This is a genomic window from Streptomyces sp. NPDC048643 (assembly GCF_040650615.1).
Classification (GTDB): Bacteria; Actinomycetota; Actinomycetes; order Streptomycetales; family Streptomycetaceae; genus Streptomyces.
Genome location: NZ_JBEZHO010000057.1, coordinates 45814 through 60392 on the forward strand (window position 1 = coordinate 45814; position 14579 = coordinate 60392).

The 14579-nt window shown below is 67.4% G+C and carries 11 protein-coding genes; 8 read left to right on the forward strand and 3 right to left on the reverse strand.

The features are described 5' to 3' along the window. Positions 1-14: 14 nt before the first annotated feature. The 5 genes from AB0C62_RS36095 to tuf all read left to right on the forward strand — a co-directional run bounded on the left by AB0C62_RS36095 (position 15) and on the right by tuf (position 8906). Entirely contained in the window at positions 15-3914 is a 3900-nt protein-coding gene (locus tag AB0C62_RS36095) for a DNA-directed RNA polymerase subunit beta' (RefSeq protein ID WP_164373163.1), read from the forward strand. 641 nt (positions 3915-4555) lie between these two features. Further along, positions 4556-4927, forward strand: coding sequence for a 30S ribosomal protein S12 (gene rpsL, locus AB0C62_RS36100; protein ID WP_003948652.1), 372 nt, complete (start codon positions 4556-4558; stop codon positions 4925-4927). A gap of 2 nt (positions 4928-4929) precedes the next feature. Continuing rightward, the gene (gene rpsG, locus AB0C62_RS36105; RefSeq protein WP_055517367.1) at positions 4930-5400 is read left to right on the forward strand and encodes a 30S ribosomal protein S7; all 471 of its coding nucleotides are present in this window, start codon (positions 4930-4932) and stop codon (positions 5398-5400) included. Positions 5401-5439: 39 nt separating this feature from the next. Next, a complete protein-coding gene (gene fusA, locus AB0C62_RS36110) occupies positions 5440-7569 on the forward strand; it encodes an elongation factor G (RefSeq protein WP_362980555.1) in 2130 nt (709 codons plus the stop codon). A 143-nt stretch (positions 7570-7712) separates the two neighbouring features. Continuing rightward, positions 7713-8906, forward strand: coding sequence for an elongation factor Tu (gene tuf / locus AB0C62_RS36115; RefSeq protein ID WP_355882066.1), 1194 nt, complete (start codon positions 7713-7715; stop codon positions 8904-8906). A 139-nt stretch (positions 8907-9045) separates the two neighbouring features. On the opposite strand, the gene AB0C62_RS36120 is transcribed toward tuf, so the two are convergent. The 3 genes from AB0C62_RS36120 to AB0C62_RS36130 all read right to left on the reverse strand — a co-directional run bounded on the left by AB0C62_RS36120 (position 9046) and on the right by AB0C62_RS36130 (position 12071). Then, the gene (locus tag AB0C62_RS36120; RefSeq protein WP_362980557.1) at positions 9046-10278 is read right to left on the reverse strand and encodes a cytochrome P450; all 1233 of its coding nucleotides are present in this window, start codon (positions 10276-10278) and stop codon (positions 9046-9048) included. A gap of 64 nt (positions 10279-10342) precedes the next feature. Continuing rightward, positions 10343-10972 carry a Uma2 family endonuclease gene (locus AB0C62_RS36125; RefSeq protein ID WP_362980559.1) on the reverse strand — a complete coding sequence of 210 codons (630 nt, stop codon included), beginning with the start codon at positions 10970-10972 and terminating at the stop codon, positions 10343-10345. Between the two features lie 49 nt (positions 10973-11021). Then, the gene (locus AB0C62_RS36130; RefSeq protein ID WP_362980561.1) at positions 11022-12071 is read right to left on the reverse strand and encodes a helix-turn-helix domain-containing protein; all 1050 of its coding nucleotides are present in this window, start codon (positions 12069-12071) and stop codon (positions 11022-11024) included. Between the two features lie 418 nt (positions 12072-12489). Here AB0C62_RS36130 and AB0C62_RS36135 point away from each other — a divergent pair, with 418 nt between their 5' ends. Genes AB0C62_RS36135 through AB0C62_RS36145 form a run of 3 tightly spaced genes read left to right on the forward strand, consistent with a single transcriptional unit; the run spans position 12490 to position 14310 of the window. Beyond that, the gene (locus AB0C62_RS36135) at positions 12490-13338 is read left to right on the forward strand and encodes a helix-turn-helix transcriptional regulator (RefSeq protein WP_362980563.1); all 849 of its coding nucleotides are present in this window, start codon (positions 12490-12492) and stop codon (positions 13336-13338) included. Continuing rightward, on the forward strand, positions 13335-13607 hold the full coding sequence (locus tag AB0C62_RS36140; RefSeq protein WP_362980565.1) for a DUF397 domain-containing protein: 273 nt from the start codon (positions 13335-13337) through the stop codon (positions 13605-13607). The genes AB0C62_RS36135 and AB0C62_RS36140 overlap by 4 nt, the downstream gene beginning before the upstream one ends. Positions 13608-13653: 46 nt before the next feature. Then, positions 13654-14310: a hypothetical protein gene (locus AB0C62_RS36145; RefSeq protein ID WP_362980567.1), complete on the forward strand. Its 657-nt coding sequence runs from the start codon at positions 13654-13656 to the stop codon at positions 14308-14310. The last annotated feature ends 269 nt before the right edge of the window (positions 14311-14579 follow it).

The following is a 14579-nucleotide window of genomic DNA, read 5'->3' on the forward strand; positions in this document are numbered from 1 at the left end:
GGGATTGACGCATAGTGCTCGACGTCAACTTCTTCGATGAGCTCCGGATCGGTCTGGCCACCGCTGACGACATCCGTCAGTGGAGCCACGGCGAGGTCAAGAAGCCCGAGACCATCAACTACCGCACCCTCAAGCCCGAGAAGGACGGACTCTTCTGCGAGAAGATCTTCGGTCCGACCCGGGACTGGGAGTGCTACTGCGGCAAGTACAAGCGCGTTCGCTTCAAGGGCATCATCTGTGAGCGCTGTGGCGTCGAGGTCACGCGCGCCAAGGTGCGCCGTGAGCGGATGGGCCACATCGAGCTTGCCGCTCCCGTCACCCACATCTGGTACTTCAAGGGCGTTCCGTCGCGGCTGGGCTACCTGCTCGACCTCGCCCCGAAGGACCTTGAGAAGGTCATCTACTTCGCCGCGTACATGATCACGTTCGTCGACGAGGAGCGCCGCACCCGCGACCTGCCCTCGCTGGAGGCTCACGTCTCCGTCGAGCGTCAGCAGGTCGAGAACCGTCGCGACGCCGACCTCGAAGCCCGCGCCAAGAAGCTCGAGACCGACCTGGCCGAGCTGGAGGCCGAGGGCGCCAAGGCCGACGTGCGCCGCAAGGTGCGCGAGGGTGCCGAGCGTGAGATGAAGCAGCTGCGCGACCGTGCGCAGCGCGAGATCGACCGCCTCGACGAGGTGTGGACCCGCTTCAAGAACCTCAAGGTCCAGGACCTGGAGGGCGACGAGCTCCTCTACCGCGAGCTGCGTGACCGCTTCGGCACGTACTTCGACGGTTCGATGGGTGCCGCGGCGCTGCAGAAGCGCCTCGAGTCCTTCGACCTGGACGAGGAGGCCGAGCGCCTCCGCGAGATCATCCGCACCGGCAAGGGCCAGAAGAAGACCCGTGCGCTCAAGCGCCTCAAGGTCGTCTCCGCGTTCCTGCAGACCAGCAACAGCCCCAAGGGCATGGTGCTCGACTGCGTGCCGGTCATCCCGCCGGACCTTCGCCCGATGGTGCAGCTGGACGGTGGCCGCTTCGCGACCTCCGACCTGAACGACCTGTACCGCCGTGTGATCAACCGCAACAACCGCCTGAAGCGGCTTCTCGACCTCGGTGCCCCCGAGATCATCGTGAACAACGAGAAGCGCATGCTCCAGGAGGCCGTCGACGCGCTCTTCGACAACGGCCGTCGTGGCCGCCCGGTGACGGGCCCCGGCAACCGTCCGCTGAAGTCGCTGTCCGACATGCTCAAGGGCAAGCAGGGTCGATTCCGTCAGAACCTGCTCGGTAAGCGTGTGGACTACTCCGCGCGTTCCGTGATCGTCGTCGGTCCGCAGCTGAAGCTGCACCAGTGTGGTCTGCCGAAGGCCATGGCGCTGGAGCTCTTCAAGCCGTTCGTGATGAAGCGCCTGGTGGACCTGAACCACGCGCAGAACATCAAGAGCGCCAAGCGGATGGTCGAGCGCGGCCGCACGGTCGTGTACGACGTCCTGGAAGAGGTCATCGCCGAGCACCCGGTTCTGCTGAACCGTGCGCCGACGCTGCACCGCCTCGGCATCCAGGCCTTCGAGCCGCAGCTGGTCGAGGGCAAGGCCATCCAGATCCACCCGCTCGTCTGCACCGCGTTCAACGCGGACTTCGACGGTGACCAGATGGCCGTCCACCTGCCGCTCTCCGCGGAGGCGCAGGCCGAGGCCCGCATCCTGATGCTGTCCTCGAACAACATCCTCAAGCCGGCCGACGGCCGCCCGGTCACGATGCCGACCCAGGACATGGTCCTCGGTCTGTTCTTCCTGACCACCGACGGCGACCTGCGGAACGTGAAGGGCGAGGACCGTTCCTTCGCTTCCGTGGCCGAGGCGATCATGGCGTTCGACGCCGGCGAGCTCTCGCTGCAGTCGCGCGTGGACATCCGCTTCCCGGTGGGCACCATCCCGCCGCGCGGCTGGACCCCGCCGGCCCGCGACGAGAACGAGCCGGAATGGCAGCAGGGTGACACCTTCCGCCTGCGGACGACCCTGGGCCGCGCGCTCTTCAACGAGCTGCTGCCCGAGGACTACCCGTTCGTCGACTACGAGATCGGCAAGAAGCAGCTCTCGGAGATCGTCAACGACCTCGCCGAGCGCTACCCCAAGGTCATCGTGGCGGCGACGCTCGACAACCTGAAGGCGGCCGGCTTCTTCTGGGCGACCCGTTCCGGTGTCACCGTGGCCATCTCCGACATCGTCGTTCCCGACGCGAAGCGCGCGATCGTCAAGGGCTACGAGGACCAGGACGAGAAGGTCCAGAAGCAGTACGAGCGTGGTCTGATCACCAAGGAAGAGCGCACGCAGGAGCTCATCGCGATCTGGACCAAGGCGACCAACGAGGTTGCCGAGGCGATGAACGCGAACTTCCCGAAGACCAACCCGGTTTCGATGATGGTGAACTCGGGCGCACGAGGCAACATGATGCAGATGCGTCAGATCGCCGGTATGCGTGGTCTGGTGTCCAACGCCAAGAACGAGACGATCCCGCGCCCCATCAAGGCCTCCTTCCGTGAAGGCCTGTCGGTGCTCGAGTACTTCATCTCGACCCACGGTGCCCGTAAGGGTCTGGCGGACACCGCTCTGCGTACCGCCGACTCGGGTTACCTCACCCGTCGTCTGGTCGACGTCTCCCAGGACGTCATCATCCGCGAGGAGGACTGCGGCACCGACCGTGGTCTGCGCCTGGCCATCGCCGAGCGCGGCGAGGACGGCGTGCTGCGCAAGACGGAGAACGTCGAGACCAGCGTGTACGCACGTGCGCTGGCCGAGGACATCACCGTCGACGGCAAGGTGCTGGCCCCGGCCAACACCGACCTCGGCGACGTCCTCATCGACGAGCTCGTCAAGCACGGCATCGAGGAGGTCAAGACCCGCTCGGTCCTGACCTGTGAGTCCGCCGTCGGTACCTGCGCCATGTGCTACGGCCGCTCGCTGGCCACCGGCAAGCTGGTCGACATCGGTGAGGCGGTCGGCATCATCGCCGCCCAGTCCATCGGTGAGCCCGGTACCCAGCTGACGATGCGTACCTTCCACACCGGTGGTGTGGCCGGTGACGACATCACCCAGGGTCTGCCCCGTGTCGTCGAGCTCTTCGAGGCTCGTACGCCGAAGGGTGTCGCCCCGATCTCCGAGGCCTCCGGCCGCGTGCGGATCGAGGAGACCGAGAAGACCAAGAAGCTCGTGGTCACCCCGGACGACGGCAGCGACGAGACGGCGTTCCCGATCTCGAAGCGTGCCCGACTCCTGGTGTCCGAGGGCGAGCACGTCGAGGTGGGCCAGAAGCTCACCGTGGGTGCCACCAACCCGCACGACGTGCTGCGCATCCTGGGTCAGCGTGCCGTCCAGGTCCACCTGGTCGGAGAGGTCCAGAAGGTCTACAACTCGCAGGGCGTGTCGATCCACGACAAGCACATCGAGATCATCATCCGGCAGATGCTGCGCCGCGTGACGATCATCGAGTCGGGCGACGCGGAGCTGCTGCCCGGCGAGCTGGTCGAGCGGTCGAAGTTCGAGACCGAGAACCGTCGTGTGGTCCAGGAAGGCGGCCACCCGGCCTCCGGCCGTCCGCAGCTGATGGGTATCACCAAGGCCTCGCTGGCGACCGAGTCGTGGCTGTCGGCGGCGTCCTTCCAGGAGACGACCAGGGTTCTGACGGACGCGGCGATCAACGCCAAGTCCGACTCCCTGATCGGCCTCAAGGAGAACGTCATCATCGGTAAGCTCATCCCGGCCGGTACGGGTCTGTCCCGCTACCGCAACATCCGGGTGGAGCCGACCGAAGAGGCCAAGGCCGCGATGTACTCGGCCGTCGGTTACGACGACATCGACTACTCGCCGTTCGGCACCGGCTCCGGCCAGGCCGTCCCGCTGGAGGACTACGACTACGGTCCGTACAACCAGTGAGCGGTAGGCGCTAGGCAGTAGTACGGAGGGCGGTCATCCCCGGTGGGGGTGGCCGCCCTCCTGCATGCGCCGCCCTCGGAGGCGTTCCGCGGCGGCAGGAGGGCTCCCGGCTCCGCATGCCGTCAGAGGGCTCCGAGGATGCCGCGGGAGCGGGTCCAGCGGCGTCGTACTGCTGTGCCGGTGAGCGGAGTCGAGGGGCGGAGCGGGGTGCCGGCGGAAGCGCGAAGGTGTCCGGCGGACGCGGGCGCCGCCGACGCGTGGTGACCGGTCGGCGGCAGTCGGTCAGCATCCCGCGCGGTGTTCACGCACAGCGCAATCGACCTGGTCGTCCAGGGCCTCCGCGAAGCTGCGGGAGGGTCGTGGAGCGCCCAGAATGGATGGGGAGAAGTCCGGCGTGTCGGGCGCCACGGCATTTGTTTTGACCGAAGTCCATGAGGTAGGTACCCTCAGACCTTGTGCCTGGGGTGTGCCCTGGCTCTGGTGCGTGCCTTCAAACCGCAACGAGAGCCATAAGCGGCCACCGCAATCTGCGCCCTTCTCGCTTCACGGCGAGAGTCTGCAGTGTTCGACACACCCGACCGCGTGGGTCGGCGATGTTCCAGGTTAGCTTCACCATTCGGCACACAGAAACCGGAGAAGTAGTGCCTACGATCCAGCAGCTGGTCCGGAAGGGCCGGCAGGACAAGGTCGAGAAGAACAAGACGCCCGCACTCGAGGGTTCGCCCCAGCGTCGTGGCGTCTGCACGCGTGTGTTCACGACCACCCCGAAGAAGCCGAACTCGGCCCTGCGTAAGGTCGCGCGTGTGCGTCTGACCAGCGGGATCGAAGTCACCGCTTACATCCCGGGTGAGGGACACAACCTGCAGGAGCACTCGATCGTGCTCGTGCGCGGCGGCCGTGTGAAGGACCTGCCGGGTGTTCGCTACAAGATCATCCGCGGCTCGCTCGACACCCAGGGTGTCAAGAACCGCAAGCAGGCCCGCAGCCGCTACGGCGCCAAGAAGGAGAAGTAGAAATGCCTCGTAAGGGCCCCGCCCCGAAGCGCCCGGTCATCATCGACCCGGTCTACGGTTCCCCCCTGGTGACCTCCCTCATCAACAAGGTGCTGATGAACGGCAAGCGCTCCACCGCCGAGCGCATCGTTTACGGCGCCATGGAGGGTCTGCGTGAGAAGACGGGCAACGACCCGGTCATCACGCTGAAGCGCGCGCTTGAGAACATCAAGCCGACCCTCGAAGTCAAGTCCCGCCGCGTCGGCGGTGCGACGTACCAGGTGCCGATCGAGGTCAAGCCCGGTCGCGCCAGCACGCTCGCGCTGCGTTGGCTCGTCGGTTACTCCCGCGCCCGTCGCGAGAAGACCATGACCGAGCGTCTGCTCAACGAACTTCTCGACGCCTCCAACGGCCTTGGTGCCGCTGTGAAGAAGCGCGAGGACACCCACAAGATGGCCGAGTCCAACAAGGCCTTCGCGCACTACCGCTGGTAGTCGCTACCCACATCGAGACCGAGAGAAGACCGAAGCCTTATGGCTACCACTTCACTTGACCTGGCCAAGGTCCGCAACATCGGGATCATGGCGCATATCGACGCGGGTAAGACGACCACCACCGAGCGGATCCTCTTCTACACCGGCGTCAGCTACAAGATCGGTGAGGTCCACGACGGCGCTGCCACCATGGACTGGATGGAGCAGGAGCAGGAGCGTGGCATCACGATCACCTCTGCTGCCACCACCTGTCACTGGCCGCTTGAGGACGACGACTACACGATCAACATCATCGACACCCCCGGGCACGTCGACTTCACGGTCGAGGTGGAGCGTTCGCTCCGCGTCCTCGACGGTGCCGTCACGGTGTTCGACGGTGTCGCCGGTGTCGAGCCGCAGTCCGAGACGGTGTGGCGTCAGGCCGACCGTTACGGCGTGCCGCGCATCTGCTTCGTGAACAAGCTGGACCGTACCGGCGCCGAGTTCCACCGCTGCGTGGACATGATCAAGGACCGCCTCGGCGCTGTCCCGATCATCATGCAGCTCCCGATCGGTGCCGAGATGGACTTCCAGGGCGTTGTGGACCTGGTCCGCATGAAGGCGCTCGTGTGGTCCGCCGAGGCGGCCAAGGGCGAGATGTACGACGTCGTCGACATCCCGGCCACGCACGTCGAGGCCGCTGAGCTGTACCGCGGTCAGCTCGTCGAGACCGTCGCGGAGCACGACGACGAGATCATGGAGCTGTTCCTGGAGGGCCAGGAGCCCACCGAGGAGCAGCTGTACGCCGCGATCCGTCGCGTCACCATCGCGTCCGGCAAGTCCGAGGGCGTCACGGTCACCCCGGTGTTCTGTGGCACCGCGTTCAAGAACAAGGGCGTTCAGCCCCTGCTCGACGCGGTCGTGCGCTACCTCCCGACTCCGCTTGACGTCGAGGCCATCGAGGGCCACGACGTGAAGGACGCGGAGCTCGTGATCAAGCGCAAGCCGTCGATCGACGAGCCGCTGTCCGCGCTCGCCTTCAAGATCATGAGCGACCCGCACCTCGGCAAGCTCACCTTCGTCCGGGTTTACTCGGGCCGCCTGGAGACCGGCACCGCGGTGCTGAACTCCGTCAAGGGCAAGAAGGAGCGCATCGGCAAGATCTACCGCATGCACGCGAACAAGCGTGAGGAGATCGAGGCGGTGGGCGCCGGCGACATCGTCGCCGTGATGGGTCTGAAGCAGACCACGACCGGTGAGACGCTCTGCGATGACAAGAACCCGGTGATCCTGGAGTCCATGGACTTCCCGGCGCCCGTCATCCAGGTCGCCATCGAGCCCAAGTCCAAGGGTGACCAGGAGAAGCTGGGTGTAGCCATCCAGCGTCTCGCGGAGGAGGACCCCTCCTTCCACGTTCACTCGGACGAGGAGACCGGCCAGACCATCCTCGGCGGTATGGGCGAGCTGCACCTCGAGGTGCTGGTCGACCGTATGAAGCGCGAGTTCAGGGTCGAAGCCAACGTCGGTAAGCCGCAGGTCGCCTACCGCGAGACGATCCGCAAGACCGTCGAGCGTCACGACTACACCCACAAGAAGCAGACCGGTGGTACCGGTCAGTTCGCCAAGGTGCAGATCGCGATCGAGCCCATCACCGAGACCGACGGTCCGGCGTACGAGTTCGTGAACAAGGTCACCGGTGGCCGTATCCCGCGGGAGTACATCCCGTCGGTGGACGCCGGTGCGCAGGAGGCCATGCAGTTCGGCATCCTGGCCGGCTACGAGATGACGGGCGTCCGCGTCATTCTTCTCGACGGTGGCTACCACGAGGTCGACTCCTCCGAGCTCGCCTTCAAGATCGCCGGTTCGCAGGCGTTCAAGGAGGCCGCGCGCAAGGCCAGCCCCGTGCTGCTCGAGCCGATGATGGCCGTCGAGGTCACCACGCCCGAGGAGTCGATGGGTGATGTCATCGGCGACCTCAACTCCCGCCGTGGCCAGATCCAGGCCATGGAGGAGCGCAGCGGCGCTCGCGTCGTGAAGGGCCTCGTGCCCCTCTCGGAGATGTTCGGCTACGTCGGAGACCTCCGCAGCAAGACGTCGGGTCGCGCAAGCTACTCGATGCAGTTCGACTCCTACGCCGAGGTTCCCAGGAACGTCGCCGAGGAGATCATCGCGAAGGCCAAGGGCGAGTAACACACCCCGTTTACACGCTTTAGGCTTGACACCGACCGCCGGGGATGACCCGGGAGGGAAAACCCCGGCGGGCGGCATCCCAGCAAAGATCACCTGGCGCCGATGAGTAAGGCGTACCAGAACCACTCCGCAGGAGGACCCCAGTGGCGAAGGCAAAGTTCGAGCGGACTAAGCCGCACGTCAACATCGGCACCATCGGTCACATCGACCACGGTAAGACGACCCTCACGGCCGCCATTACCAAGGTGCTGCACGACGCGTTTCCGAACCTGAACGAGGCCTCGGCCTTCGATCAGATCGACAAGGCTCCCGAGGAGCGCCAGCGCGGTATCACGATCTCCATCGCGCACGTCGAGTACCAGACGGAGGGCCGTCACTACGCCCACGTCGACTGCCCCGGTCACGCGGACTACATCAAGAACATGATCACGGGTGCGGCGCAGATGGACGGCGCCATCCTCGTCGTCGCCGCGACCGACGGCCCGATGCCGCAGACCAAGGAGCACGTGCTCCTGGCCCGCCAGGTCGGCGTTCCGTACATCGTCGTCGCCCTGAACAAGGCCGACATGGTGGACGACGAGGAGATCCTGGAGCTCGTCGAGCTCGAGGTTCGTGAGCTCCTCTCCGAGTACGAGTTCCCGGGCGACGACCTTCCGGTCGTCAAGGTCTCGGCGCTCAAGGCGCTCGAGGGCGACAAGGAGTGGGGCCAGTCGGTCCTGGACCTCATGGCCGCCGTCGACGAGGCGATCCCGACCCCCGAGCGTGACGTCGACAAGCCGTTCCTCATGCCCGTCGAGGACGTCTTCACGATCACCGGTCGCGGTACGGTCGTCACCGGCCGTATCGAGCGTGGTGTCCTGAAGGTCAACGAGACCGTTGACATCATCGGCATCAAGCAGGAGAAGACCACCACCACGGTCACCGGCATCGAGATGTTCCGCAAGCTGCTCGACGAGGGCCAGGCCGGTGAGAACGTCGGTCTGCTCCTCCGTGGCATCAAGCGCGAGGACGTCGAGCGCGGCCAGGTCATCATCAAGCCCGGTTCGGTCACGCCGCACACCGAGTTCGAGGCCCAGGCCTACATCCTGTCGAAGGACGAGGGTGGCCGTCACACCCCCTTCTTCAACAACTACCGCCCGCAGTTCTACTTCCGCACCACGGACGTGACCGGCGTCGTGACCCTCCCCGAGGGCACCGAGATGGTCATGCCGGGCGACAACACTGAGATGAAGGTCGAACTCATCCAGCCCGTCGCCATGGAAGAGGGCCTGAAGTTCGCCATCCGTGAGGGTGGCCGGACCGTGGGCGCCGGCCAGGTCACCAAGATCAACAAGTAATTGTTGACCGAATGACCTGGTAGCTCCTTCACGAGCTCCAGAAAGGGCCCGTACGACTTCGGTCGTGCGGGCCCTTTCGCCGTCCCCGCCCGGGTGCGTGGCGCAGGGGTGTCGGGCGCAGCGGTGTCGGGTGCGGCGGTCACCAGCGGACGGGCAGGCTCCGCGGTCCGCGGACCATCGCGCCTCGGCGGAACGGCACCTGGTCGACGTGCACGGCGAGCCGCAGTCCCGGGAGCCGGTCCAACAGGGTGTCGACCAGCAGCTCGGTCTGCATCCGGGCGAAGGAGGCGCCGGCGCAGTGATGCGGGCCGCTGCCGAACGCGAGGTGCGCTCCGGCGTCCCGGTCGACGTCGAGCCGGTCGGGGTCGGGGAAGACGTCGGGGTCACGGTTGGCGGCGAGGTAGGAGGCGTAGACCGGTTCGCCGGCGGAGATCCGTACGCCGTGCACGTCGACGTCCTCCAGGGCGATCCGGGCGAGTCCCACGGACGCGCGGTGCGGGATGTGGCGCAGCAGCTCGTCGACGGCGGCGGTACGGGACTCGGGCCGCCCGCGGAGCCGTTCGTACAACGCCGTGTCCGTCAGCATGATGAACAGCATCTGGCCGCACGTGTGAGTGACGGCGTCACCGCCGGTCTGGAGCGGTCCCGCGATGCCGACCGCCTCGGCCTCGCTGATGTCCCCGCGCCCGACGGCGGCGCCGAGCAGCGAGAGGACGTCCGCGTCCGTACTGCCGTGCCGTTCCCGGACAGAGGCGCCGATCCACTCGTACAGGGCGGACAGGGCGTCCTTCGCCCGCTTGGCGCTGTCGGCGCAGCCGTCGGTCGAGGCGATCTGCCGCACCCAGGCCCGCACCTGCCGGCGCTCTCCCGAGGGCACGCCCATGACCTCGCAGGCCACGGCGACGGGGAAGGGTTCGAGGACGCGCTCGACGAGGTCGGACGGGGGGCCGTCGTGCAGCAGGCCGTCCACCAGCTCGTCGAGCATCTGCTGGGCGTGCGGCCGCAGACGTTCCACGGCACCGTCGGCGAAGGCGCTCTCGACGGTGCGGCGCAGCCGGCCGTGATCGGGCGGATCGGCGAAGGCCAGGCATCCGGGGTCGGGCTCGAAGGTGGGCGCGGGCCGGGTGATCGGCGGCTCGACGGCCGCGGCCCGGCTGAACCGGGGGTCGCCGGCGATCATCCGGACGTCCTCGTACCGGGTGGCCAGCCAGGCCCAGCCCTCCCCGTGCGGCAGCCGGATCCGGGCGAGGGGCTCGTCCTGCATCAGCTCCGCCAGCACGGGATCGAAGTCGCTGCCTTTCACGTCCCCCGCGATCCAGTCCCGCACGGGAGGAAGGTTCTGCCCGGTCAGCAGGGTGGTCTGTTCAGCCATGCTTCCACTGTCCCGGCGCGGGGGGTGGGGTGTCGCGGGGGAGTGGGCCAGGTGGCGGGGGGAGTCAGGACGACGGGTCGGTGGCGGTGCTGTCCGTGGGGGTGTCTCCGTAGCGGGGTAGCCCGACCGTGGAGATGGTCCAGTCGGCGATCGTGACGTCCTCGCCGTACAGGAAGTCCTTGCGGGTGGCGTAGCGAGGGCCGCTGGGGGTCGGGTGGATGTCGGAGAGTACGGCACCGGTGGCGGTGCGGGGGTCGAAGATCGCGTAGATCGGGATGCCGAGGCACGGGTAGTCGCGTGTCTTGCCGACCCAGTCGTTCTCAGGGTTGGAGCGGGACACCACTTCGATGGCGGCGATCAGCGTCCGTCCGTCGATGGAACCCGGGACGTCCATGTCGGCCATCGCGATGACCATGACGTCGGGATGCCGCATGATGCCCTCGGATTCGGCTTCCACGTCCGGAGTGCCCGTGTGGGCCACGAGTTCCTCCGGCATGACCTTCTCCAGGCGCCTTCGGAGGTGCAAGGTGGCCAGTTCATGTGGGCCGACGGGCGCCATCATGTCGTGGACGATCCCTTCCCTGGTGATCTCGAACTTGCCCGGAAGCGTGTCGTCCATCGATTCCAGGAATTCGCGCATCGCCCGGTAGAGGTGGTGGGCGTCTCGCCGCGCGTTGTCAGGGACGATGCTCATGGCGTGCGCTCCTCGTCTCTGCCCGGGGGCAAGGGTCGTCACGTTCATGCTAGGCGGCTCCCTTGAGCCGGGGTCGGTGGCGGCAGTCGCGGCAGTGGCCCGGGACGGGGGCGCGGAAGGCGCGGTCGCAGCCGTCGCAGTTCTGGAGGGGGTCCCGGTGCGGGGGCGGGAGCGTCGCGGGCAGCGGGGGCGGCAGCAGATCGGTCAGGCGGTGGGCAAGCAGGGCCGCCGGGTGGCGGAGCGGCTCGGGGAGGTCCGCGGTCAGGGCCCGGCGTACGGCCTCGGGAGTGGGCCCGCGTTCCAGCCAGGCGGTGACGGCGGGTGCGAGACGCCGCACGTCGCGTTCGGCGAGCAGGAGGCGGGGGTCGTACCGGTGCAGGCCGGCGAGGAGGTCGGCCGCGGTGCGGTCGCCGTCCGGGCCGGGGGTCTGTGGGGCGGGGAGCGTCGGCCTGCGGCGGGCCTGCGCGGGGGTTTCGCCGGATGCCGGGGGAGGGACGGCGGGGGCCGGGGGTGTCCCGACCGGAGGGGTGGGCGGCTCGACCGGTGAGTCGGCGCGGGCGGTGGGGGGTTCGACGGATGGCTCCACGGATGGCTCCACGGATGGTTCGACGCACGGGGTGGGGCCGTCGGGGGCTCTCTGCGCGCGGTCGAGGATCGGGTCGCTTCGCAGGGGGCGGAGGGGGTCGACGCGTGCGCGCCCTGAATGCCGGAGGCCCGCGAGCGCGGCCCGGGCGCGCTGTACGGCGGATTCCCGAGGCTGGTTGTACGACACCGTGTGCGTGACCACCTGGCCGCTCGGGAGGCGTTCCCGTGTACGGGAGAGGTAGCCGTGCGCCTCCAACTCCCGTAAGGCGGCGGCGATCCGCGTCTCGCCCTCGGGAAAGCGGGCCGTGAGCGACTTGATGTCGACGCGGGCCCCGCCGGGCAGCGACTGGATGTGAGTGCCGAGGCCGATCGCGAGGAGTGACAGCTCGCGGTGCTGGGCGAGGTGGTTGCCGACCACCGTGTAGCGCGCGGTCTGGCGGACGTTGATGTGGGTGATACCCCGCGGAATCCGGGGTTGGGCGCGCGAGGGCGCGCTAAGGTTTTGGGTATCCATCGGGAAGGTCTTGCTTCCTTGTTGGTGAGGCCCTCGATCGGGATGCCAGTCCCGGCCGGGGGCCGTTGTATGTCCGCGGTGGAGCGTCTGCCCTCACACCGTGGTGAGGCCGCGGTTGTGGTTCGCCGCGAGCATATGCCCCCCAACGTGCGCAGAATCCAGCTCAGTTGGCGATTGTCACCCTTGCGGGTGATCTGGCGGCCGACGGGAGGCTGGTGGGGTTGGCAGGGGTTCTCTCCCCGGTACTGGGGATCTTTTACGTCGCGTGCGACCGCGTCGTCGTTCACCGGGGCGGGCAGATCCGCGACCCGGTGCGACCGGCTTCCGCTCCGTACGCCGGCTGTCCGCCCGCTGTCCCGTTCTGTCCCGGCTGTCCTGGGTGCCGTACGGGAAGGGTGGGCGTTGGAGGTGGGTGGGAGTGAACGGTGACGGTACGGACGAGCCGGGGTGGGACGTCAGCCCCGAGGACGAGATCGCCCCGGTGGTCGAGGCGGCGGGCCGCCAGGTCAGGCTGTGGCGCGAGGCCGCGGGGATGCGCGTCGTCGAGCTGGGCCAGGCGATCGGCTACGGGGAGGACCTGGTCCGCAAGGTGGAGCGGGGTGCCCGGATTCCCCGGGCGGAGTTCCTGGACAGGGCGGACGGGGTTCTGAACGCGGGTGGGCATATCGCGGCGTTCAAGGAGGACCTGGAGAGGCCTCGCTACCCGAAGAAGGTGCGGGAGCTGAAGATGCTGGAGGAGCGGGCAGTAGAACTTGTGGCCTACTGCGACCACAACCTCCACGGGCTGTTGCAGACAGAGGACTATGCGCGCTCGCTCTTCGAGATGCGACAACCCGCCTACTCTCGCGATGAGGTGGAGCGGGCCGTGGCGGCGCGTATGGCTCGCCGGTCGATCTTTGACCGGGATCCGGCGCCCGCTCTGGTCTTTGTCCAGGAAGAGGTGACGCTGCGGCGCCCTCTCGGCGGGAGAATGGTTCTGCGTCGTCAGCTCGAACGCCTCTTGGAAGTCGGTCAGTTGCGTCACGTCACCATCCAGGTGATGCCGACGGACCGCGAGGAACACGCAGGGATGCAGGGCGAGACGCAGGTGTTGAAGTTCGAGGACGGAATGGCGGTGGGACGTTCCGAGGGGGCATTCAACGGACGTCCCGTATCCGAGCCGAGGCAGCTCCGGATCCTTGAACTGAGGCATGGCATGATCCGGGCTCAGGCTCTCAGCCCACGGGAGTCATCGGCCCTCATCGAGCAAGTGCTGGGAGAGACATGACTCTGAAGCCTTCGGCGGGAGACGGCTCCGAGCTGGTGTGGTTCAAGAGCAGTTACAGCGACAGCAGCAACAGCAGCGAGTGCGTCGAGGTCGCGCTGGAGTGGTTCAAGAGCAGCTTCAGCGACAGCAGTAACCCCAGTGACTGCGTCGAGGTGGCCACCTCTCCGCCGGGGGTCCACGTCCGGGACTCCAAGCGCCCGGACGACGCACACCTCACCCTGGCCCCCTCCACCTGGTCGGCGTTCCTCACCTTCGCCGCGCAGGGCTGAACCGTCCCTGCGCCGCTGCATATCCCACCCGAGTGACGGAGCGGTGATGCACCGAGGCAGCGACGCCCGGCCCGTGTTCGCGGCCCTGGGCGGAGTCGTGGAGATCGGTGCGCTGAACCACGCAGGAACCTGGAAGACGTCGGACACGTCGGTGGGAGTTTTCCTGGCCCTGAGGCGGGATGAGGTGGCGCGGATCGTGGCCGGCGTCCAGGCGGTCGGCCGGTTCAGCGACCCGGTCATGGCCGAGGCCCACGAACTGGGATACCTGCGCGACCATCCTGTCGACGTGCGGTCCCTGCTGCTCTGGTCGGCGGGAGTCACCTGGGCACCTCGGGGTCCGCGGCCCTCGGAGGATGACCTGGCCTACCTGGAAGACCCGCAGGTGGTGCGCCGCATGTGCCGGATGGGCGCGGATCTCCAACTCACCCATCTGCTGGATGGCTTGGTCGCCGCGGGAGTTGCCGCAGGCGTGGAGGCGGGTGTCGGGGTCCCGGAGGGGACGGACGAGATCGCCTCGATCCTCCGTATCGCCAGCGAACTCGTGGACGGCACGGGGCGCAACACCCCGGAGGGGGTGTTCCGTATGTGGCGGGTCGCTCACCTGCCCGGCCTCCTCGATCCGAACGCGGTTGCGCCGGAGTGGGTCAAGGCGGGCCATCGTGCGTACGACGAGGAACTGGAACGGCTGCTGACGCCGATGTGATGGCTGCGAGACGGCTTCACGGGGACGGCTGGGAAGCGAACCCCTGTTCCCTGTAAGTTCGCTTGTGCATACGCAAGTTGTTGGTGGTGTTGCTGTCACGGGGGTTGCGGCATGGCGGGGAATCGGCCGGGTGACTGGCATGTGCTGGATCTGGAGAGGGATCCGACGCCGGGTGATCCGGATCGGGTGCGGCATCTGTCGAAGAATCTGCATGACTTCGCCGATGACGTGGGTGATGCGCTGCGTCTGATCAAGGGGATGGCGGACGA